Here is a 22,036-nt window from a genome sequence, read left to right on the forward strand (position 1 = left end):
GCGGCGACGATGTTCTTGGCCACGTAACGGCCGGCGTAGGCGGCGGAACGGTCCACCTTGGACGGGTCCTTGCCGGAGAACGCGCCGCCGCCGTGGCGGTACCGGTAAAGGAAGCTGAGGAAGGGGATATTCTTCAGAACGGCACGGCATATATAGCTCCAGGTGGCTTTCATCTGACTGCAGCAAGATCAGGCAATGATCTTGTTATTCATCTGGATGATTCACCGCCAAGGAACGGACACAGGCCATCGGTTGATGTGATGTTTGAGTCATTAGGTGAAATTAATGGGATTCAAATAACTGCTGTTATCATGACAGGAATGGGTGCAGATGGAAAAAATGGCCTGATGGCAATGAAGAAAAACGTTGAAGTGAAGGCCATTGCTGAATCAAAAGAAACATCGATTGTATTTGGAATGCCGAGAGCAGTGGTTGAGTCCGGTCTGGCAGATGATGTGCAGAATATTGAACGTATAGCAGAATCCATATTGAAATTTGTTTAAAGCCGAGGGGTGCAGGCACATGGAGATGAATCAATATTTAGAAGTATTTATTGAAGAAAGCAAGGAGCATTTGCAGGCGTGCAATGAACAGCTTCTTGAATTAGAGAAAAATCCTGAAGATATAAAAATAGTTAATGAGATATTCAGGTCAGCGCATACGCTTAAAGGCATGTCAGCCACCATGGGGTACGAAGATCTAGCAAATCTAACCCATCAAATGGAAAATGTGCTTGATGCAATCAGAAATCAGAAAATTAAAGTAAATGCTGAAATTCTGGATGTCGTTTTTCTGGCTGTTGATGATCTTGAAGCAATGGTCCAGTCAATTGCGGAAGGCGGTGACGGCAAAAGGGATGTTTCCGAAGCAGTAGAAAAATTAATGCTGATCGAAAAAGGGGAAAGTCCGGCACAGTCTTCGGCAAGAGCTGAAACGGCGGCAGCCATTGCAGAACCGCAAGGACTGATCAAGACTACATATGATGATTTTGAATGGACAGTTATTCAGCAATCGAAGGAGCAGGGCTTTGAGTCCTATGAAATATCAATAGCATTGCGGGCAGATTGCCTGCTGAAAGCTGCCAGAGTATATATGGTTTTTGAAGTACTCGAGAAGAGTGGGGAAGTGATCAAAGCAACACCATCAGTTGAGCAGCTCGAAGAAGAGCAATTTGATCAGGAATTCTCCGTAACAATTGTGACAAAAGAAACAACTGAAGCTATCCGTCAGAAACTCTTGAAGGTATCGGAAGTGGAAAGAATAGAAGTGCTGCCGCTATCTATGGGGGACTATAGCCTTCAGGAAGCTGTGAAAATGGAAGAAGCTGCACTGCCTGCCGCAGAAGAGGTCGCAGAGGCTGCTTCAGATATGCCAAAAGAGGAGAAGAAAGCCACGGCAGCAAAGCAAGTCAGCAATAAAACGATTAGGGTAAATATCGAGAGATTGGATATCCTTATGAATCTGTTTGAAGAATTGGTGATTGACAGAGGAAGGCTTGAACAAATATCCAAGGAATTAAACAATCAGGAACTGCATGAAACGGTTGAGCATATGTCAAGGATCTCAGGAGACCTTCAGAATATTATTCTGAATATGCGAATGGTCCCAATTGAAACGGTTTTTAATCGTTTTCCAAGAATGGTCAGACAATTGGCAAGGGATTTAAATAAAAAGATCAATCTCGAAATTGTCGGGGCAGAAACTGAACTTGACCGGACGGTTATTGATGAAATTGGCGATCCGCTTGTGCACTTAATCCGAAATGCATTGGACCATGGGGTTGAAACACCAGAAGTCCGCAAAGAAAATGGAAAAAGTGAAGAAGGAAATGTCGTATTAAAGGCATATCACAGCGGCAATCATGTGTTCATTGAAATAGAGGACGATGGTGCAGGCATAAACAAAGATAAGGTTATTAAGAAAGCACTGAAAAACGGTATCATTACAGAGCAAACGGCTTCCACTCTAACGGACAAACAAGCTTATGAACTGATTTTTGCTTCTGGCTTCTCGACTGCGGATAAAATCTCAGATGTTTCCGGTCGGGGTGTGGGGCTTGATGTTGTAAAGAATACAATCGAGTCATTGGGAGGATCAGTTTCAATTGATTCAAAAGTGGGACAGGGATCCATTTTCTCCATACAGCTGCCATTAACCTTATCCATTATTTCAGTCATGCTAGTTGAGATTGAGAAGGAAAAATATGCAATCCCTCTATCGTCTATTATTGAAACAGCTATTATCAGAAAAGAAGACATCTTAAGTGCACATAATCAAAAGGTGATTGATTTCAGAGGAAAAGTGGTTCCGCTCCTTTCGTTAAAGGAAATCTTTGAGGTGCCATCCGAGAGTCTGGAAGACGAATTCATTTCTGTTGTCATTGTCAGAAAAGGGGAAAAGATGGCCGGGCTTGTTGTAGATTCCTTTATTGGACAGCAGGAAGTAGTTTTAAAGTCCCTTGGAAACTACTTAACCAGTGTGTTTGCTATTTCCGGTGCAACCATATTAGGTGATGGACAGGTGGCTCTGATAGTGGACTGCAATGCATTGATTAAATAAATTAATTTGACGTTTATAAAGGAGTGAACAGGATGACTGAGACGGCAGCCGCGGATTTAAAATTGATTGTATTTCAGCTGAAAGATAAAGAGTATGCGATTCCGGTTAATCAGGTGCGTTCAATTGAAAAGGTTGAGCATATAACCCGGGTTCCACGAACAGCAGGCTTTGTAAAAGGAGTAATCAATTTACGGGGTGTTGTGACGCCGATCATTAGTCTCAGAAGCAGATTTAATCTGGAAGAGGCTGAATATAATGAGCATTCACGAGTAATTATCGCGGTATTGGATGATATGGAAGTTGGGCTGATTGTAGACTCTGCAAATGATGTCATTGACGTGGCCTTTGAATCGATTGAACCCCCGCCGGAGGTAATCGGTTCTGAAGAGGCCGATTTTATCAAGGGTGTAACGAAAATCGAAAAGCGATTATTTATCCTTATAGATTTGGAAAGAGTCCTCAATCCTGAAGAATTGGCAGCTCAGGATGGACAAGGGATAGCGGGATGAATTTTTTAGACAAGAATATCAGCAGCCTGAAATTGGATATTCTTAAAGAAATCGGGAATATTGGAGCAGGACATGCGGCGACTGCATTATCAACTCTTCTTAATAAAAAAATTGATATGTCTGTCCCGGATGTAAAAATAGTTTCTTTTGATGAAATGATCGATATGGCTGGAGGGGCAGAAAATGTAGTGGCCGGGGTGTTTCTGAGGATAGAAGGAGACGCCCCTGGCAGCATGTTTTTTGTCCTGCCTCTTGAACAGGCTGAAATCTTTATTCGGGAACTGCCTGGAAACATACCTTTCTGTACAGATGAGCTGCCATATGATGAACTTGCATTATCGGCACTTCAGGAGCTTGGAAACATTCTCTCAGGTTCTTATTTATCTTCTTTATCGGATTTTACGAAACTATCACTTTTTCCTTCAGTGCCGATGCTAAGCATCGATATGGTGGGAGCAATAATTGGCACGGGGCTGCTGGAAATTTCACAAGTGAGCGATTACGCTATAGTCATTGATACAGCATTAAATGAAGAAGTCCATAATACGGATGCTGTAAATGGCCACTTTTTTTTGCTTCCAGATCCTGAATCATTTCAAATTATTTTTAAGGCCTTGGGAGTCTCAGAGCATGAATAATCTTCTTGAAGTTGTAAAAGTTGGCATCGCAGATATGAATATTGTGAAAACCCCCAGCTTAATCAGGACATCAGGACTTGGTTCCTGTGTCGGTGTGGTTCTATATGACCTCAGTGCAGAAATTGCCGGGCTTGCACATATTATGCTGCCTGATTCATCTCTTGCCAAAGGTACGAGCTTTAATTCAGCTAAATATGCTGATACAGCTATCAGTGACTTAGTGAGCCTTCTTTTGAAAAGTGGAGCAAGACCAACAGGATTAAAAGCGAAAATTGCCGGCGGAGCTCAAATGTTTAAGTACTCTTCTGGAAGTGATTTAATGAGGATTGGCCCAAGGAATGTTGAGGCAGTAAAAAAAGAACTCTCATCTTTAAAAATTGCCATTTTAGGGGAAGATGTGGGGGGCCATAGCGGCAGAACTATCGAATTCAACCCTCAATCAGGAGAACTAATGATTCGGACTGTAAACAAAGGCCAAGTGATTATTTAAGCTCCAGATTTATGAATTTGCAGTTAGTGAATCAGCTTTTTTATTTCGGCTTTATAAATCTTTAAAACAAAATCGCATATTACAAGATTATCACCGCTAGCCATAAAAGCAGATTTTTCTCCGGCTTATTTATAAATCTCTACAATAACTCTTCGAAGAAAACCTCCCCTCTTTATCGATTAAAAAGTGAGCGGTGAAGGCTGAAGTTAATATTTTTATAGGAAACATTTTGATATACTAACAATAGTTAATAGAAATGGAAACGTTTGAGGAGGATGGCCATGGCAGACCTGATAACTGAAGAAAGCACATACTGGGCTAAATGGGTCGACTCTCGAGATGCTCAAGCGGGGAATTTTCTTGTGAAAAAATATTTGCCTCTTGTAAGCTATCATGTACAGCGGATATCCGCTACCCTGCCGAAGAATGTTTCAAGAGATGATATTCGAAGCCTGGGGCTAATGGGGTTATATGACGCGCTGGAAAAATTTGATCCTGCAAGAGATTTGAAATTTGATACATATGCTTCTTTTCGCATTCGCGGTGCAATTCTTGATGGATTAAGAAAAGAAGATTGGCTTCCCCGAAGTACGCGGGATAAGGCGAAAAAAATTGAAGCTGCCATTGAGAAGCTGGAGCAGCGGCTGATGCGAAATGCAACTGTTCATGAAATTGCTGAAGAAGCAGAGATGCAGGAAGATGAAGTATATTCTGTTATGAACGAACATTTTTACGCAAACATCCTTTCAATTGATGAACAGCCCGATGCTGAAGAAAAAGATGGCAGTTACTCCATTAAGGATGAAAAAGCAATTATTCCAGAAGAAAAGGTATTAAAGAATGAAATTTTGGAAGAAATGGCTGAAAAAATCTTACAATTAAATGAAAAAGAACAGCTGGTGCTAAGTTTATTTTATAAAGAGGAATTAACGCTGACAGAAATTGGCGAAGTAATGGGTTTATCTACCTCCCGTATATCTCAAATACATTCAAAGTCAATTTTTAAGCTGAGGCAGCTGCTGGAAAAAGCAATATAATCTTATGTCATTTCTTTCTGCAAAGGAAGGAATCAGCATGGAAAAATTTCAAATTTTAGTCGATGCTCAACGATTAGCTGCATTGATTAAGCCGTTAGATATTAATAAGCTGGATGGAGCCGTTCACTCTGAATATTTGCACAAATTGCTTACTGACGAAAAAATCACATTTGGTGTAAGCGAAGAAATAATCCAGAGTATCTGCAAAGACCCTTTCTCAGTGGAATATCCCATTTTAGTAGCAAAAGGAATTCCTGCAGAAAACGGCAGTGATGCATATCTGTTAAATGAAGTCTCTTTTGACCAGCAAACGAGGAGAAAGGGGTTTAATTTTAGAGATATTCTCCATATTCCTTCTGTTAAACAGGGACAGCTCCTGGCATCTGTAATTCCTCCTACCCCCGGTGCTCCCGGAAAAGATATTTTTGGACAGTCCATACCAGCAAGGAATGGAAAACCTTTAAGAGTCAAAGCAGGAAACAATGTATTAGAAAATGGCGGCAAATATTATTCGCTAATGGATGGTCAGGTTAGCTTTACTCCAATCAGCATTTCTGTAAATCCGGTGTTTGAAGTGATAGGCGACCTTGATTTGAAAACCGGGAATATAAATTTTGTTGGGAATGTTATGATACGCGGCAATGTTCCTGCCGGTTATGAAATTAAAGCTGGAGGCGACATCATTGTTACCGGTCTGGTGGAAGGCTCTTTCTTGCAGGCTGATGGCAATGTGCTTATTTCTGGCGGAATTTCCGGAAGTCATAGAGGTTCAGTTATATCGGGTGGCTCTGTTCAGGCAGCATATCTAAATCAGGCAAAAGTGAAGGCTGAACAGGACGTAGTTATTACAAAGTCAATCCTTCACAGTCATGTACATGCTGGCGGAGCGATCAGGTGCGGCGGCGCTTTGGTCATTGGAGGCAAGCTTCTGTCCGGCTCTGATATGGAGATTAAAGAGCTGGGGAATCACTTATTTACTAAAACGGAGCTTTTTGCAGGGATGGACTCCAAATGGGCTAAGGCCGAAAAAGATCTCTTAAACGAATCAGCCAGACTGCAGGAAACAATCAAAAAGCTGGATAGTATTGAAGGAAGACTGACAGAAATGGCCAGGCTTACAGGAAATCTGTCGGAAGAGCAAAGAACTATTATTCTCAAACAAAGGGCCACAAAAGCCCATTTGCAGGATAAATTGTCCAAACTTAATGAAGAGCTTGCCGAACTGGAAAAAGAAAAAGAAGAAAAAATAAATGCTTCGATTCTTATCTATGGGAAGGTTTATCCAAACACTACTATGCATTTTGGAAAATATTCAAAAGTGATCCGGCAGACAGTTAAATCATTTAAGTTCCGTTGTTCAAATGGAGAAATAAGAAGTGATCCTTTAGAAACAGCCAAAAACGATCCTTTAATAAGGAAGTGATCCGGGATGAGTTTAAAATCAATAGAACTGCAGATAGCACTGCCAAGAACGTTTGACGCAGGTAAAATCCAGGATCAGCTTCAGCAGAGGGGACAGGCAATCAACGGGTTTGCTGCCGAAAGCACACGGGAAAATGCTGAGAAGCGGCGGACGACCGTGATAAAACATGAGCAAAAACAAAATGTCACTCTTTTCAATGATGAAAGCGAAAGCCAAAAAGAGGCCGGTGGACATGATCGGAAAGAAAATCAGAAAAAGGATAGCCATGACAAACAGAACCATCCATACAAAGGGAAGGTTATTGACTACAGCGGATAGAGGGATATCATGACAGCTTTTCTATTAGCTATTAGCCTGCTGCTTAATATTGTAGCGTTATTAGCCATTATTCTGCTGTTTCTGCGTCAGAACAAATTAATGGAAACAGAGAAAAAACAGGAAAGAGTGCTTGTTGAAATGGAAGAAGTCATATCTTCTTACCTTATTCAAATGAAGGAAGAAAACGATGATTTTATAAACAAATTTTCGCAGATAAATGCTAAAAACCAAATATCTGTAAAAGAAAAAAGTATCCAGTTAAATAAGGAAAGAAAAAGTGATGAACATATAGCTGGAGCTGAGGAGAAATCAATGCGATTAGCCAGAGCATCTGTATACCAGGCTTCTAAAGCCTACAAAAATAATTTAAGGGCTTTAGAGGAAGAATTGAATGAAACAGAAGGTTTGAAGGAAGCTGAATCTGTAATGCAGTCAGACAGCAGTCAGCGGGCTAAAGCAGCGATTTTTTCATCATTAGAAGATCAAGTGTTTATGATGAAAAAACAGGGAATGAATGTGGAGGATATTGCAAAAAAATTAGGAAAAGGGAAGACAGAAATCGAATTAATGCTTAAATTTCGTCAAAATCAGCAAGAATAGCTTGATTGTGAAAAACACTTATGCTATATTAACAAATGGTGTTAATACACACGCTTATGGATTTAGCCGGATGGTGCTGTTCACATGCAGTTGCCGGCTGAAAATGATATGGGCGGAGGAAATAAAAACCATTAGGAGGAAACACAAATGTCAGTAATTTCAATGAAGCAATTGCTTGAAGCTGGTGTACACTTCGGACACCAAACACGCCGCTGGAACCCTAAGATGAAGAAATACATCTTCACTGAGCGTAACGGCATCTACATCATCGACCTTCAAAAGACTGTTAAGAAGGTAGAAGAAGCTTACAACTTCGTTAAGGAGCTTGCTGGAAACGGCGGTACAATCCTTTTCGTAGGAACTAAGAAACAAGCTCAAGATTCTGTTAAAGAAGAAGCAATCCGTTCTGGTATGTTCTTTGTCAACCAGCGCTGGTTGGGCGGAACTTTAACAAACTTTGAAACAATCCAAAAGCGTATTGCGCGTTTAAAGGATATCGAAAGAATGTCTGAAGACGGAACTTTCGAAGTTCTTCCTAAAAAAGAAGTTGTTCAATTAAAGAAAGAGCAAGAGCGCTTAGAGAAGTTCTTAGGCGGAATCAAAGACATGAAGAGCCTTCCAGATGCTCTATTCATCATTGACCCGCGCAAAGAGCGCATTGCTGTTGCAGAAGCACATAAATTAAACATCCCTATCGTTGGTATCGTTGATACAAACTGTGATCCGGATGAAATTGATGTTGTAATTCCTGCAAACGATGATGCTATCCGTGCTGTTAAATTGTTAACAGGCAAAATGGCAGATGCTATCCTTGAAGCTAAACAAGGTGAAGAAGTTACAACTGCTTAATAAAAAAGCGGAGGCGCCTTGGAGCGCGTGGAGCTGTACTGCTCTAAGGTGCTTTTTCTTGATTTTAAAGAAGGTGATAAGAGGGAGCACCCTTTATCACCTTTTTTTAAAGAATAGGCAAAGTTTAGTTTTCCATACAGCTATAAATGGTAAAGATATTATTACATAACTCATTAAGGAGGATCTCATAATGGCAATTACTGCTCAAATGGTTAAAGAACTTCGTGAAAAAACAGGCGCAGGCATGATGGACTGCAAAAAAGCACTTCAGGAAACTGATGGTGATATGGAAAAAGCAATCGACTTCCTTCGTGAAAAAGGAATTGCTAAAGCTGCTAAGAAAGGTGACCGTATTGCTGCGGAAGGTCTTACTTCTGTTAAAGTTGACGGAAACGAAGCAGTTATCCTTGAAGTAAACTCTGAAACAGATTTCGTTGCCAAAAACGAAGGATTCCAAACTCTTGTAAAAGAAATCGCTGAGCATTTGCTTGCTAACAAGCCGGCTTCAGTAGAAGAAGCAGCTGGCCAGACAATGGCTAACGGTGCAACTTTAGAATCTCACATCAACAGTGCAATTGCTAAAATCGGTGAAAAGCTTTCTCTTCGCCGCTTCGAAATCAAAACAAAAACTGAGAGCGATGCTTTCGGTGCTTATCTTCATATGGGCGGACGCATTGGTGTGTTAACAGTTCTTGAGGGAACAACTGACGAAGATGCAGCGAAAGATGTTGCAATGCATATTGCTGCCCTAAACCCTAAATATGTATCTCGTGATGAAGTATCACAGGATGAAGTAGAGCGCGAGCGTCAAGTATTGACTCAGCAAGCTCTTAACGAAGGCAAGCCTGAGAACATCGTTGCTAAGATGGTTGAAGGACGCCTTGGCAAATATTTCGAAGATGTTTGCGTAAACGACCAGGCTTTTGTTAAAAACCCTGATCAAAAAGTAGGCAAATTCGTTGAATCTAAAGGCGGAAAAATCCTTGAGTTCGTTCGCTACGAAGTTGGAGAAGGCATCGAAAAGCGTGAAGACAACTTCGCTGAAGAAGTAATGAACCAGGTTAAGAAGTAATTTTTGAATAATAATTAATTCAGCTATGATTCAGGGAACACTTTGTGTTCCCTGTTTTTCAAGAATGAGATAAAATTAAAGAAGCTATGGTGAGTTTTTATACTACATATGGAGGTTCTTATGAGCAGCCCTAAATACAAACGCGTGGTCTTAAAATTAAGTGGAGAAGCTTTAGCAGGAGAGCAAGGTTTCGGAATTAATCCTTCAGTGATTAAATCAATAGCTGCACAGGTTAAAGATCTGGCTGCATTAGGTGTTGAGGTTGCCGTTGTTGTCGGCGGCGGAAACATCTGGCGTGGAAAGATCGGAGAAGAAATGGGGATGGACAGGGCAAATGCCGACTACATGGGAATGCTTGCTACTGTCATGAACTCATTGGCGTTGCAGGATAGCCTCGAGAATCTCGGTGTAGAGACGAGAGTTCAAACCTCAATCGAGATGAGGCAGGTCGCTGAACCGTACATCCGCAGAAGAGCCATCCGCCATCTTGAGAAAAAGCGGGTTGTGATCTTTGCTGCAGGAACCGGAAATCCTTACTTCTCTACTGATACAACAGCAGCATTGCGAGCTGCAGAAATTGAAGCAGAAGTAATTCTAATGGCGAAAAACAATGTAGATGGTGTTTATTCAGCTGACCCTCGCATTGATAAAAATGCTAAGAAATATGATGAGCTTTCCTATCTTGATGTTTTGAAAGAAGGATTGGCTGTCATGGATTCTACAGCTTCATCTTTATGCATGGATAACAACATTCCATTAATTGTGTTCTCAATTATGGAAAAAGGCAATATTAACCGCGCCGTAATGGGTGAAACAATCGGAACAATCGTTAGGGGGAAAAAATAATGCCAAAACAAGTTATTGCAGATGCAAAAGAAAGAATGACTAAGGCAATTTCAGCTTATACAAGAGAGCTTGCAAGCATCCGTGCAGGTAAAGCAAATGCTTCATTACTTGATCGCATCACTGTTGATTACTATGGTGCGCCGACTCCTGTAAATCAGCTTGCCGGGGTGTCTGCTCCAGAAGCACGCCTTTTAGTCATTACTCCTTATGATAAATCCATTCTTGGAGAAATTGAAAAAGCCATTCTTAAATCTGATATCGGCTTAAATCCGTCAAATGACGGCAGTGTTATCAGACTGGCTATTCCTCAGCTTACTGAAGAACGCCGCAAAGAGCTAGTAAAGGTTGTCAAAAAAGAATCTGAAGACGCAAAAGTTGCTATCCGGAATGTTCGCCGCGATGCCAATGATGACCTTAAAAAGCTTGAGAAAAATGGAGAGATCACAGAAGATGATCTTCGCGGTTTTTCTGACGACATTCAAAAACTTACTGATGACCACATCAGTAAGATTGACGATTTAACTAAAGAAAAAGAAAAAGAAATTCTTGCAGTCTAATGACTCTATACCAAGAACCCTCTATCAATAGGGGGTTCTTTTACTCTTTGGGAGCATACATATTCAGATCGTGTGTTTACGTGCTGACATCAATGAAATATGCGCAGAAGTCCAGCAGCCCTATCCTTAATTTAGTTTCTGGCAACATACTCTTTTATAGAGATATATTTAATTATTTTTGGTATGATATTATCATGCGGAAAGAGGAAATATCATAATTTTACCATTAGAATAATCTCTAAAAGATACTATGACTGAATATCAGCTATCAATCAGCGGGGAAAAACCCCCCAATGACTGAAGTTTCACTTTATCTTTTATCGGAGGATTAACCTATTTTAAAGGAGCAGACTTATGTTTGATAAAATGAAGTTATGGAAGTCCCAAAACAGTTCTTCCAATCTCCGAGAGAGAGTTGAAAAAATAAAAGAATTGCAAATTCCTGAGCATGTTGCCATCATTATGGATGGAAACGGAAGATGGGCAAAAAAAAGAGCTTTACCAAGAGTTGCCGGCCATCATGAGGGAATGAAGGTTGTCCGAAAAATCACAAGATTTGCGAGCGATATTGGAGTAAAGACCTTAACTTTATATGCATTCTCTACTGAAAATTGGAAAAGGCCTAAAATGGAAGTGGACTTTCTTATGAAACTGCCTGAGGAATTTCTGGGAACTTTCCTCCCAGAACTGATAGAAGAGAATGTGCAAGTAAGAATGATTGGTTATTTTGACCACTTGCCTGCCCATACCCGCAATGCAGTTTCCAAAGCGATGGAAGAGACAAAAAATAACACGGGTCTGGTATTGAACTTTGCACTTAATTATGGAAGCAGAGCCGAAATACTCGAAGCCGTCAAGCATGTCTTAAATGATTGCAAAAGTGGTATAATGAATGAAAACGAATTGAATGAAGAAAAATTCTCATCCTACCTCATGACGGGCGGGCTGAAGGATCCCGATCTGCTGATTCGTACAAGCGGTGAAATCAGATTAAGCAATTTTATGCTTTGGCAGCTTGCATACACAGAATTCTGGTTTACGGATGTATTATGGCCGGATTTCAATGAAGAGCAAATGCTCGAAGCAATCGAGGTATTCCAAAGCCGCCAAAGGCGTTTTGGGGGAGTACAATAAAGGTGTTGAAATATTGAATGAAGCAGCGTATTATCACAGCAATTATATTTGGGGCAGTCCTCCTGCCAGTCATTATCTATGGAGGCATGCCAATCATCATCCTGGCATACTTGCTGGCATCTATTGCACTATATGAACTATTGAAGATGAGAAATCTAAACTTATTCTCGATTCCAGGCATTATTTCTTTACTATTATTGTGGATTTTCCTTTTGCCTAAAGAATTTCAGTCAATCCTGGATGATTTGAATTATACAAAAATTGAGGTTGCTCTTTTTGGGGTGCTTCTTTTCTTAACGTATACAGTCGCAACAAAAAATAAATTTACTTTTGATGATGTGGCGTTTTCGATTATGTCTACTTTATATGTTGGAATTGGGTTTTACTATTTTATGGAGACCCGCTTCGCAGATCAGGGTCTGACCTATCTCTTTTTTGCATTATTCCTTATTTGGGCAACGGATTCTGGTGCCTACTTCATAGGGAAAGCGATGGGAAAGAAGAAGCTTTGGCCTGAAATCAGCCCGAATAAGACTGTGGAAGGGTCACTTGGTGGTGTGGTCTGTGCTCTTGCCGTGGCGGTATTGTTTATTATCTTCACAGATATTGATGAGTCCATGCTGGGATTATTAGTGATTACAGCCATCTTGTCGGTGTTCGGGCAAATAGGGGATTTAGTGGAATCAGCATTAAAGCGTCATTATAATGTAAAAGACTCAGGGAATATTCTTCCTGGCCATGGCGGGATTCTGGACCGTTTTGACAGCTTATTATTCGTCCTGCCATTGCTCCACTTTTTTCACTTGCTGTAATGCATTGGGCAGAGAGCAGTGTGCGAATACCAGATATCTGCCTAGCTCCAGCGCCTGCTCCCTAGAGGTGTCTGGAGTGGGCGCCAAGGAATGCTTCCTTGGACTAACTTTGCAGGAACAAGCTATCTTTACTTGTTCCAAAGGCGCTTCCGCTTTTCTTATAGGAGGAGACTATGAAACATATCAGTTTAATGGGTGCAACAGGGTCCATTGGTACACAGACTCTTGATATCATTAAGGAAAACCCAGAGGAATTTAAGCTAGCAGCCATGTCTGCAGGCAGAAATATAGATCTTGCCCGGAAAATTATCTCTGATTTTCAGCCGGAACTTGTTTCACTATCAGAAAAAAGTTCTGCAGATATTCTTAAAGCTGAGTTTCCCGGCATAACATTTACATATGGACATGAAGGTTTGATAGAAGTAGCTGTTTACCCAAAATCTGAAATACTGGTTAATGCAGTTTTAGGCAGCGTAGGACTTGATTCCACATTGCAGGCGATTGAGGAAAAGAAGACAATCGCCATCGCAAATAAAGAAACCCTTGTGACTGCCGGCCATCTGGTTATGGAAGCAGCAAAGCGAAACGGTGTAATGCTTCTTCCTGTAGACAGTGAACACTCAGCTATTTTTCAATCCCTTCAGGGGGAAAAAGAGAAAAATATTGAAAGGCTCATTTTGACAGCTTCTGGAGGAAGCTTCAGAGACCGCTCCCGCAAGGAATTGGAAAATGTGACAGTTGAACAGGCACTTAATCATCCGAATTGGTCAATGGGAGCAAAAATAACCATCGATTCAGCCACAATGATGAATAAGGGGCTTGAAGTAATTGAGGCACATTGGCTTTTCTCCATGGATTACAGTAAAATAGATGTCCTTCTTCATAAAGAAAGCATTATCCATTCCATGGTGGAATTTCATGACAGCAGTGTAATCGCACAGCTTGGCACTCCTGATATGAGAGTACCTATTCAGTATGCTTTAACTTATCCTGACAGGCTTCCGCTCCGAACAGCAAACCGGCTGAACCTTGCTGAAATTGGCAAGCTCCATTTTGCAGAAATGGACTTTGAACGCTTTCGCTGCCTGAAGTTTGCCTATGAAGCCGGAAAAGCTGGCGGGTCAATGCCAGCTGTATTAAATGCAGCAAATGAAGCTGCGGTTGCTGCATTCTTAGATGGAAAGATTACCTTTCTGCAAATAGAAGATTTCATCGAAAGAGCACTGGGCAGCCATGACATAATTTCAAATCCAAGTCTTGATGAGATCCAGGAAACAGATTTGGAAACGAGGAAATATGTTAACTCGCTTCTATAAGCTAGCGTTCAAGTGCAGAATGGTGGAAGCAGTATAAAATCATTAACACTCACCAGCGCATTTGAACGACCTCTAAAAAAAGGTGGTTAAAACTTGAGTACAGTAATAGCCTTTATTGTTATTTTCGGGGCACTGGTATTTTTCCATGAACTGGGACATTTAATATTTGCAAAAAGAGCAGGAATTCTCTGCCGGGAGTTCGCTATTGGGTTCGGCCCTAAAGTGTTTTCCTTTAAAAAAGATGAAACAGTTTATACGATTCGTCTATTGCCGATAGGCGGGTTTGTGCGCATGGCCGGGGAAGATCCCGAGATGGTGGAAATTAAACCGGGATACCGCATTGGCCTGATCCTTGATGACAACGAGGAAGTAAGCAAAATTATATTAAACAATAAAGAAAAATATCCAGATGCAAGAATAGTTGAAGTTGAGGATGCTGACATTGAGCATGACCTTGAAATAAAAGGATATGTTGAGGGTGAAGAGGAAGAGTCAATCCAGATCTTTAAAATCAGCCGTTCAGCGGTGCTGGTAGAGGATGGAACAGAGACGCTCATTGCCCCTTATGACCGTCAATTTGCATCAAAGACATTAGGCCAGAGAACAATGGCGATTTTCGCAGGCCCTATGATGAATTTTGTTCTTGCCTTTATCGTTTTTGTTCTAATAGCCCTACTTCAGGGTATTCCGACTAATGAACCTGCGTTGGGCAAGCTGACCCCTGATGGTGCAGCTTATGAAGCCGGGCTTAAGGAAGGCGATTTGGTTCAAAGTGTTGATGGAGCAGAAATTTCAAGCTGGTCAGATGTGGTGGAAATCATTAGACAGAATCCAAGTGAAGAATTGGAGTTTTTAGTGGAAAGAAACGGCCAGGAATATACAATACCGGTTACTCCGAAGGTTCAGGATGTTGAAGGCGAAAAGATTGGAATCATTGGCGTATATAGTCCAATGGAGAAATCACCTTTAAAGGCCATAACATATGGAGCTAAGGAAACTTATTTCTGGACTAAAGAGATTTTTGTCATGCTAGGCAAGCTTGTCACTGGACAGTTTTCCATTGATGCATTATCTGGTCCGGTAGGAATCTATGTTTCAACAGATACAGTAGCCAAATCAGGCATATATTACTTAATGAAATGGGCAGGCATCCTAAGTATAAATCTGGGAATTATGAACCTGCTTCCAATTCCGGCTCTCGATGGCGGAAGATTAATGTTCTTTGCTGTTGAAGCTGTAAGAGGGAAGCCAATTGACCGCCATAAAGAGGGGATGGTCCACTTTATTGGGTTTGCCCTTTTAATGCTATTAATGCTCGTGGTCACTTGGAATGATATTCAGAGATTTTTCCTGTAAAAACTTAGAAGAGCTGCATGAAGAAGAAGGGTGAGGGCTCAGGTCTTTAGGAAGCTAATAGCTTTTTCTGAAGACCGGGAGACCCTTCTTTTGTTTAGAAAGCAGTTTCAATACATATTTTTAATTGAGGTGCAGATAAATGAAACAGAGCATGATGCTTATTCCTACATTAAAAGAAGTGCCTGCAGATGCGGAAACAAGAAGCCACCAATTATTGCTTAGGGCTGGTTTTATCCGCCAGAACGCAAGCGGAATATATAGCTATATGCCTTTAGCGAAAAAAGTTCTGCAAAAGGCTGAAGCGATAATCAGGGAAGAAATGGATAATGCAGGGGCTGCCGAGCTTCTGATGCCAGCTCTCCAGCAGGCTGAACTATGGCAGGAATCCGGGCGCTGGTATACATATGGACCTGAACTGATGAGAATGAAGGATCGCCATGAGCGGGAATTTGCTTTGGGTGCCACTCATGAAGAAGTGATTACCAGCCTGGTTCGTGATGCCGTAAAATCATATAAGAAATTACCATTGGCTCTTTATCAGATTCAGACCAAGTTCCGGGATGAGAAGCGTCCTCGCTTTGGGCTTCTTCGCGGGCGTGAGTTTATCATGAAGGATGCTTATTCATTTCACTCAAATCAAGGGAGCCTTGATGAAATGTATAATAAACTTTATACAGCTTATTCCAATGTGTTCAGACGCTGCGGCCTGAATTTCAGAGCTGTCATTGCTGACTCGGGTGCAATGGGCGGTAAAGATACACATGAGTTCATGGTTCTTTCGGAAGTTGGAGAAGATACGATTGCTTATTCAGATACTTCCGACTATGCAGCCAATATTGAAATGGCCCCAGTGCTTGCACAATACTCAAAGAGCAATGAGGAACCTGAGGAACTGGAAAAGGCAGCGACAGAAAACCAGAAATCAAGTTTCGGCTTTCCTAAACGTTGCTAAAGAGCAGTGCATAAAGACGCTTCTTTTTAAGGCTGATGAAAAATATGTTCTTGTTCTTGTCCGCGGCGACCATGAAGTAAATGACATCAAGCTTAAAAATCTGCTTGAGGCCTCTGCCGTGGAGCTTGCCGATGCCGGAGAGACGAAGCAAATTCTCGGCTGTGCAGTTGGTTCTTTGGGACCTATTGGAGTGAAGGATATTGATATTATTGCAGACCATGCAGTGGAAGCTATTGTGAATGGTGTATGCGGCGCCAATGAAGAAGGAATTCATTATGTCAATGCTAATCCAGAGCGTGATTTTAGTGTAACCCAATATGCAGATCTTCGTTTCATTCAAAAGGGCGACCCTTCACCAGATGGACAAGGAACGATTCAATTTGCAAAAGGAATTGAAGTTGGACATATCTTCAAGCTGGGAACTCGCTATAGTGAAGCAATGGAAGCGGTTTATTTAGATGAAAATGGCAGAACACAGCCAATGATTATGGGCTGCTATGGCATCGGAGTTTCCCGCACTATGGCTGCAGTTGCCGAACAGTTCAACGATGAGAATGGCTTTATATGGCCGCGCTCACTGTCTCCATTCGACTTGCATCTCATCCCTATTAACATGAAGGACGAAGCTCAGGCTGCAGTTGCTGAAGAATTATATACAATGCTAAAGAGGGATCGCTATGAAGTATTACTGGATGACCGTCAGGAACGTCCCGGTGTCAAATTTGCAGATTCCGACCTTATCGGTTTGCCAATCCGCATAACTGTCGGCAAAAAAGCTTCAGAAGGCATCGTCGAAGTGAAAGTTAGAAAAACAGGTGAAATGCAGGAAATTCACAAAGATCAGCTTGCAAATAAAATCGCTGAAATGATGTCTGCACTATAAAAATATGGGCAGTGTTCCTTTTGATTTAGAGGAAAAAACGGGTTCCAAAATGGAATCCGTTTTTTCAATCACTATCTGATTCGATATGTTATAATTAAGTCCGTCTGTCTATTTTCTAAATTGTGATAGAGTTTTGCTCTGTTTTTGAACGGTGAAACTTAATTTTATACTGAGTTGATTGTAGCGGAGGGCACTTGATCCTCGAAAATGCATCCACATTTTCTTCGTGCGGTGTTGATTCTTGGAAGTTTATTCAATGTCCTGCGTGAAGTGAGGGATGTGAGAGACCCCGCAGGCGAAGCCGAGGAGGCTCTCATCTCTCCCCGCGGAAAGCAAGTGCCTGAGGCGGAATCAACGGGCAGAATTCATAAGCAAAAACAACTATAAATAATAGAAGTGTAAAAACTAAGTTTATAAGATGGGAGAGAGAAAGATGAGCGAACCTTCTAGATTTCAGCTCTTGCTCCAGCAGATGCAGCTAACTGAAGATGCCTTTGTGCAGCACTTTCATGATGCCCAGATCGAAAGGGTCATAGTCGAGAGACAGTCACGGAAATGGCATTTTTATTTTGCTTTTCCAAAGATTGTGCCTTGCAGTGTATATAGCCGCTTCACAGATCAGCTGGAAAAGACATTTTCCCATATCGCAGAAATTTCTTACAGCATAACTGTGAAGAATCAGGACTTTACTGAAAAGCTTGTACTTGAATACTGGCACAACTGCATCAGAGAAATGGATGGCATGGCGCCGCCTCTCATAAAGCTTTTGAATGAACAGGTTCCATCTGTACAGGGGAACAAAATTATTATTAAGGTCCGAAATGAATTGGAAGGATTGTCTATCAAGAAGAAGTATGCCGGCACTATTTCAGATGTTTTTCAAGTATTTGGCTTTCCTGCCTTAACAGTTGATACAGAATTATCTTCAGAAGGTTCCAATGAAGAATATGAAAAATTCATGGAGGCCAAACGCAAAGAAGACCAGGAGCGCGGTCTTCAGGCTGCAATCGAGATGCAGAAGAAAGAGGCCGAAGCAGAATCAGCAGATTCTTCAGCACCGCAGGGGCCGCTTACAATTGGTCTTACCATTAAAGACGATTCAGATTACCGCAAATTGATTGATATCGTTGATGAAGAGCGCCGAATAGCCGTTGAAGGCTATGTATTTGCTGCTGAAACAAGAGAGCTCCGAAGCGGCCGGACACTCTTAACTTTCAAAATTACTGATTATACCAGTTCCATTCTTGTAAAAATGTTTTCGCGGGACAAAGAGGATGCTGCGTTATTTCAGCATGTTCAAAAAGGGATGTGGCTAAAGGTCCGGGGCAGCATACAAAACGATACATTTGTCCGCGACCTGGTAATGATAGGGAACGATATCAATGAAATTAAACCTATTCAACGACAGGATACATCGCCTGCTGATGAAAAAAGGGTTGAACTTCATCTTCATACACCGATGAGCCAAATGGATGCAGTTTCATCTGTCAGTGCACTGGTTTCACAGGCGAAAAAGTGGGGACATAAAGCTGTTGCCATTACAGACCATGCTGTTGCTCAATCATTCCCTGAAGCCTATGGTGCCGGGAAGAAGAATGATATAAAGATTTTATACGGAATCGAAGCGAACCTTGTGGATGACGGTGTGCCGATTGCCTATAATGATGCGCATCGCAGGCTTACTGAAGATACTTATGTTGTATTTGACGTAGAGACAACCGGCTTATCAGCTGTATATGATACGATCATTGAGCTTGCTGCAGTTAAGATTCATGATGGGGAAATCATTGATCGGTTTGAATCCTTTGCCAACCCCCATCACCCACTGTCGGCAACAACGATCAATCTGACTGGAATCACAGATGATTTGGTGGAGAATGCACCGGAAGTGGAAGAGGTCCTAAAGAAGTTCCATGAATGGACAGGAGATGCTGTTTTAGTAGCCCATAATGCTTCCTTTGACATGGGTTTCCTAAATGTCGGCTATAAAAAAATGGGCATAGGCAAAGCGCCTAACCCTGTTATTGATACTCTTGAACTCGCACGCTTTTTATATCCGGACATGAAAAATCACCGTCTGAATACGCTGGCCAAAAAATTTGATGTTGAACTCACCCAGCATCACCGTGCCATATATGACGCGGAAGCTACGGGTTATCTGCTTCTTAAAATGCTTAAGGGTGCAGAAGAAAAAGGGATCGAATATCATGATCAATTCAATGATAATATGGGTCAGGGAAATGCCTATCAGCGGGCAAGGCCGGCGCATTGCACCCTGCTTGCACAGACAGAAGAAGGCCTGAAAAATATCTTTAAACTCGTATCCATATCGCATCTTGAATACTTTTACAGAGTGCCGCGCATTCCTAGGTCAGTCCTGCAAAAGCATCGTGAAGGAATTCTGGTTGGATCGGGATGCGACAAAGGCGAAGTTTTTGAAGGCATGATGCAGAAATCTCCAGATGAAGTGGAAGATACAGCACAATTCTATGATTATCTTGAAGTGCACCCAAAAGCCGTCTATGCACACCTTTTGGAGCTTGAACTTGTAAGAGATGAAAAAGCGCTGGAAGAGATTATCGGCAATATTGTAAAACTTGGAGATAAACTTGATCTGCCGGTAGTCGCAACCGGCAATGTACACTACCTGAATCCCAATGATAAAATTTACCGGAAAATCCTTGTTAATTCACAGGGGGGCGCAAATCCTCTGAATCGCCATCAGCTCCCGGATGTTCACTTCAGGACTACCAATGAAATGCTTGACGCTTTTTCATTCCTTGGCAAAGAAAAAGCGAAGGAAATTGTGGTAGAGAATTCGAACAAAATAGCGGATATGATTGAAGATATTAAGCCGATAAAAGATGATTTGTATACGCCGAAAATTGAAGGCGCAGATGAAGAAATGCGCAGCATGAGTTACGGAATGGCAAAAAAAATATATGGTGATCCGCTTCCAGAGATCGTTGAAGCCCGCCTTGAAAAAGAACTTAAGAGTATTATCGGGCATGGGTTCGCGGTGATCTATCTGATCTCCCATAAGCTTGTAAAAAAATCACTGGATGATGGCTATCTTGTTGGTTCCCGTGGATCAGTCGGCTCTTCTTTTGTTGCGACGATGACTGAAATAACTGAAGTAAATCCGCTTCCTCCACATTACGTTTGCCCGGAATGCAAGACATCCGAGTTTTTCAATGATGGATCAGTTGGCTCCGGTTTCGACCTGCCTGATAAAGACTGCACGAACTGCGGAGCAAAATATAAAAAAGATGGACATGATATCCCGTTTGAAACCTTCCTTGGTTTCAAGGGAGATAAGGTTCCCGATATTGACTTGAACTTTTCAGGGGAATACCAGCCGAAAGCACATAACTACACAAAGGTGCTATTCGGGGAGGATTATGTATACCGTGCAGGAACAATTGGTACTGTGGCAGACAAAACAGCTTATGGTTACGTCAAAGCATACCAGCAGGATAATAATCTTCAAATAAGAGGTGCCGAAATTGACAGGCTGGCTTCGGGCTGCACAGGGGTAAAGCGGACAACCGGACAGCACCCGGGCGGTATTATTGTTGTGCCGGATTACATGGATATTTATGATTTTTCGCCAATTCAGTTCCCAGCTGACGACCGGACTTCTGAATGGAAAACGACTCATTTTGACTTCCATTCAATTCATGATAATCTATTAAAACTCGATATACTGGGGCACGATGATCCCACCGTCATCAGGATGCTCCAGGATCTTAGCGGAATTGATCCAAAAACGATTCCGACAGATGACCCTGAAGTAATGAAAATCTTTAGCGGGCCGGAATCGCTTGGTGTGACAGAAGAGCAAATCATGTGTAAAACCGGAACACTTGGCATACCTGAATTTGGTACGCGATTTGTCCGCCAGATGCTTGAAGATACAAAGCCGACAACTTTCTCAGAACTTGTCCAGATTTCGGGTCTTTCTCATGGCACGGATGTTTGGCTCGGAAATGCCCAGGAATTGATCCATAATAATATTTGTAACTTAAGTGAAGTAATCGGGTGCCGTGATGATATTATGGTTTATTTAATCTATCAGGGTCTTGAGCCTGCCTTTGCTTTTAAAATTATGGAATCGGTCCGTAAGGGTAAAGGCCTGAGCGATGATATGGAAGCGGAAATGAGAAAGAATGAAGTGCCGGAATGGTATATTGATTCCTGCAAAAAGATTAAATACATGTTCCCTAAAGCCCATGCGGCTGCATACGTTTTAATGGCTGTCCGTATTGCGTACTTTAAAGTGCACCATCCGCTTCTTTACTATGCAGCATATTTCACTGTCCGCGCAGAGGACTTTGACGTTGATGCCATGGTTAAAGGATCCCAGGCGATACGTGCGCGCATCGAAGAAATCAATGCAAAGGGACTTGATGCCTCGACGAAAGAAAAAAATCTATTAACAGTGATGGAGCTGGCTTTGGAAATGAACGAAAGGGGCTTTAACTTCCAAAAGGTGGACTTATACCGCTCAAGCGCAAATGAGTTTATCATTGAAGGGAATTCTTTGATCCCGCCGTTTAATTCCATTCCGGGATTGGGTACAAAAGCTGCATTCAATATTGTTAAAGCAAGAGAATAATGAGAATTCCTATCCAAATCATATCTTCAGCAGCGCGGAAAAGTGTACAAAACAATTATCGAGTATT

17 protein-coding genes and 3 pseudogenes are annotated in these 22,036 nt (G+C 41.7%); 19 read left to right on the plus strand and 1 reads right to left on the minus strand.

The genetic code is table 11. The features are described 5' to 3' along the window. Positions 1–98 (minus strand): annotated as a pseudogene (locus tag ACEQ1T_RS04715) (methionine adenosyltransferase domain-containing protein); the annotation flags it as partial. Between ACEQ1T_RS04715 and ACEQ1T_RS04720 the strand changes: the two are divergent. The 19 genes and pseudogenes from ACEQ1T_RS04720 to ACEQ1T_RS04810 all read left to right on the plus strand — a co-directional run. Then, complete coding sequence (locus tag ACEQ1T_RS04720) at positions 93–503, plus strand: CheB methylesterase domain-containing protein (RefSeq protein WP_370221909.1); 411 nt, start codon at positions 93–95, stop codon at positions 501–503. The pseudogene ACEQ1T_RS04715 and the gene ACEQ1T_RS04720 sit on opposite strands and share 6 nt — an antisense overlap. Before the next feature lie 19 nt (positions 504–522). Continuing rightward, positions 523–2,559, plus strand: a complete 2,037-nt coding sequence (locus ACEQ1T_RS04725; protein WP_370221910.1) for a chemotaxis protein CheA — start codon at positions 523–525, stop codon at positions 2,557–2,559. 32 nt (positions 2,560–2,591) lie between these two features. Next, positions 2,592–3,068, plus strand: coding sequence for a chemotaxis protein CheW (locus ACEQ1T_RS04730; RefSeq protein WP_206836446.1), 477 nt, complete (start codon positions 2,592–2,594; stop codon positions 3,066–3,068). Further along, the gene (locus tag ACEQ1T_RS04735) at positions 3,065–3,706 is read left to right on the plus strand and encodes a chemotaxis protein CheC (RefSeq protein ID WP_370221912.1); all 642 of its coding nucleotides are present in this window, start codon (positions 3,065–3,067) and stop codon (positions 3,704–3,706) included. Before ACEQ1T_RS04730 ends, ACEQ1T_RS04735 begins: the two co-directional genes overlap by 4 nt. Continuing rightward, entirely contained in the window at positions 3,699–4,196 is a 498-nt protein-coding gene (locus ACEQ1T_RS04740; RefSeq protein ID WP_370221914.1) for a chemotaxis protein CheD, read from the plus strand. The genes ACEQ1T_RS04735 and ACEQ1T_RS04740 overlap by 8 nt, the downstream gene beginning before the upstream one ends. Positions 4,197–4,477: 281 nt before the next feature. After that, positions 4,478–5,233 (plus strand): FliA/WhiG family RNA polymerase sigma factor, encoded by a 756-nt coding sequence (locus ACEQ1T_RS04745; RefSeq protein WP_206836454.1) that lies wholly within the window; start codon positions 4,478–4,480, stop codon positions 5,231–5,233. A 37-nt stretch (positions 5,234–5,270) separates the two neighbouring features. After that, positions 5,271–6,656, plus strand: a complete 1,386-nt coding sequence (locus tag ACEQ1T_RS04750) for a DUF342 domain-containing protein (protein WP_370221915.1) — start codon at positions 5,271–5,273, stop codon at positions 6,654–6,656. Positions 6,657–6,662: 6 nt separating this feature from the next. Next, the gene (locus ACEQ1T_RS04755) at positions 6,663–6,974 is read left to right on the plus strand and encodes a hypothetical protein (RefSeq protein WP_370221916.1); all 312 of its coding nucleotides are present in this window, start codon (positions 6,663–6,665) and stop codon (positions 6,972–6,974) included. A gap of 138 nt (positions 6,975–7,112) precedes the next feature. Continuing rightward, a complete protein-coding gene (locus ACEQ1T_RS04760; protein ID WP_370221917.1) occupies positions 7,113–7,574 on the plus strand; it encodes a hypothetical protein in 462 nt (153 codons plus the stop codon). A 147-nt stretch (positions 7,575–7,721) separates the two neighbouring features. After that, positions 7,722–8,423, plus strand: coding sequence for a 30S ribosomal protein S2 (gene rpsB, locus ACEQ1T_RS04765; protein WP_206836465.1), 702 nt, complete (start codon positions 7,722–7,724; stop codon positions 8,421–8,423). 190 nt (positions 8,424–8,613) lie between these two features. Next, positions 8,614–9,495, plus strand: coding sequence for a translation elongation factor Ts (gene tsf / locus ACEQ1T_RS04770; RefSeq protein WP_206836468.1), 882 nt, complete (start codon positions 8,614–8,616; stop codon positions 9,493–9,495). 120 nt (positions 9,496–9,615) lie between these two features. Beyond that, a complete protein-coding gene (gene pyrH / locus ACEQ1T_RS04775; protein ID WP_009330717.1) occupies positions 9,616–10,341 on the plus strand; it encodes a UMP kinase in 726 nt (241 codons plus the stop codon). After that, positions 10,341–10,898, plus strand: a complete 558-nt coding sequence (gene frr, locus ACEQ1T_RS04780; protein ID WP_206836471.1) for a ribosome recycling factor — start codon at positions 10,341–10,343, stop codon at positions 10,896–10,898. Before pyrH ends, frr begins: the two co-directional genes overlap by 1 nt. Before the next feature lie 354 nt (positions 10,899–11,252). Beyond that, complete coding sequence (locus ACEQ1T_RS04785) at positions 11,253–12,032, plus strand: isoprenyl transferase (protein WP_206836474.1); 780 nt, start codon at positions 11,253–11,255, stop codon at positions 12,030–12,032. A 17-nt stretch (positions 12,033–12,049) separates the two neighbouring features. Continuing rightward, a complete protein-coding gene (locus ACEQ1T_RS04790; RefSeq protein ID WP_206836476.1) occupies positions 12,050–12,844 on the plus strand; it encodes a phosphatidate cytidylyltransferase in 795 nt (264 codons plus the stop codon). Positions 12,845–13,017: 173 nt separating this feature from the next. Continuing rightward, positions 13,018–14,160 carry a 1-deoxy-D-xylulose-5-phosphate reductoisomerase gene (dxr, locus tag ACEQ1T_RS04795; RefSeq protein WP_206836479.1) on the plus strand — a complete coding sequence of 381 codons (1,143 nt, stop codon included), beginning with the start codon at positions 13,018–13,020 and terminating at the stop codon, positions 14,158–14,160. A 93-nt stretch (positions 14,161–14,253) separates the two neighbouring features. Beyond that, the gene (gene rseP / locus ACEQ1T_RS04800) at positions 14,254–15,516 is read left to right on the plus strand and encodes an RIP metalloprotease RseP (RefSeq protein WP_206836481.1); all 1,263 of its coding nucleotides are present in this window, start codon (positions 14,254–14,256) and stop codon (positions 15,514–15,516) included. Positions 15,517–15,670: 154 nt separating this feature from the next. Then, positions 15,671–17,351: pseudogene (locus ACEQ1T_RS04805) on the plus strand (proline--tRNA ligase). A 418-nt stretch (positions 17,352–17,769) separates the two neighbouring features. Continuing rightward, positions 17,770–22,036, plus strand: a pseudogene (locus ACEQ1T_RS04810) (PolC-type DNA polymerase III); the annotation flags it as partial.

The organism is Cytobacillus sp. (genome assembly GCF_964223445.1).
GTDB lineage: Bacteria > Bacillota > Bacilli > Bacillales > Cytobacillaceae > Cytobacillus.

Coding starts and splice junctions, on each gene's coding strand:
- ACEQ1T_RS04750 (WP_370221915.1), top strand. CDS start 5,271: ATGGAAAAATTTCAAATTTTAGTCGATGCTCAACGATTAGCTGCATTG.
- tsf (WP_206836468.1), top strand. CDS start 8,614: ATGGCAATTACTGCTCAAATGGTTAAAGAACTTCGTGAAAAAACAGGC.
- ACEQ1T_RS04755 (WP_370221916.1), top strand. CDS start 6,663: ATGAGTTTAAAATCAATAGAACTGCAGATAGCACTGCCAAGAACGTTT.
- pyrH (WP_009330717.1), top strand. CDS start 9,616: ATGAGCAGCCCTAAATACAAACGCGTGGTCTTAAAATTAAGTGGAGAA.
- frr (WP_206836471.1), top strand. CDS start 10,341: ATGCCAAAACAAGTTATTGCAGATGCAAAAGAAAGAATGACTAAGGCA.
- ACEQ1T_RS04740 (WP_370221914.1), top strand. CDS start 3,699: ATGAATAATCTTCTTGAAGTTGTAAAAGTTGGCATCGCAGATATGAAT.
- ACEQ1T_RS04730 (WP_206836446.1), top strand. CDS start 2,592: ATGACTGAGACGGCAGCCGCGGATTTAAAATTGATTGTATTTCAGCTG.
- rpsB (WP_206836465.1), top strand. CDS start 7,722: ATGTCAGTAATTTCAATGAAGCAATTGCTTGAAGCTGGTGTACACTTC.
- ACEQ1T_RS04735 (WP_370221912.1), top strand. CDS start 3,065: ATGAATTTTTTAGACAAGAATATCAGCAGCCTGAAATTGGATATTCTT.
- dxr (WP_206836479.1), top strand. CDS start 13,018: ATGAAACATATCAGTTTAATGGGTGCAACAGGGTCCATTGGTACACAG.
- ACEQ1T_RS04725 (WP_370221910.1), top strand. CDS start 523: ATGGAGATGAATCAATATTTAGAAGTATTTATTGAAGAAAGCAAGGAG.
- ACEQ1T_RS04790 (WP_206836476.1), top strand. CDS start 12,050: ATGAAGCAGCGTATTATCACAGCAATTATATTTGGGGCAGTCCTCCTG.
- ACEQ1T_RS04785 (WP_206836474.1), top strand. CDS start 11,253: ATGTTTGATAAAATGAAGTTATGGAAGTCCCAAAACAGTTCTTCCAAT.
- ACEQ1T_RS04745 (WP_206836454.1), top strand. CDS start 4,478: ATGGCAGACCTGATAACTGAAGAAAGCACATACTGGGCTAAATGGGTC.
- ACEQ1T_RS04760 (WP_370221917.1), top strand. CDS start 7,113: ATGGAAGAAGTCATATCTTCTTACCTTATTCAAATGAAGGAAGAAAAC.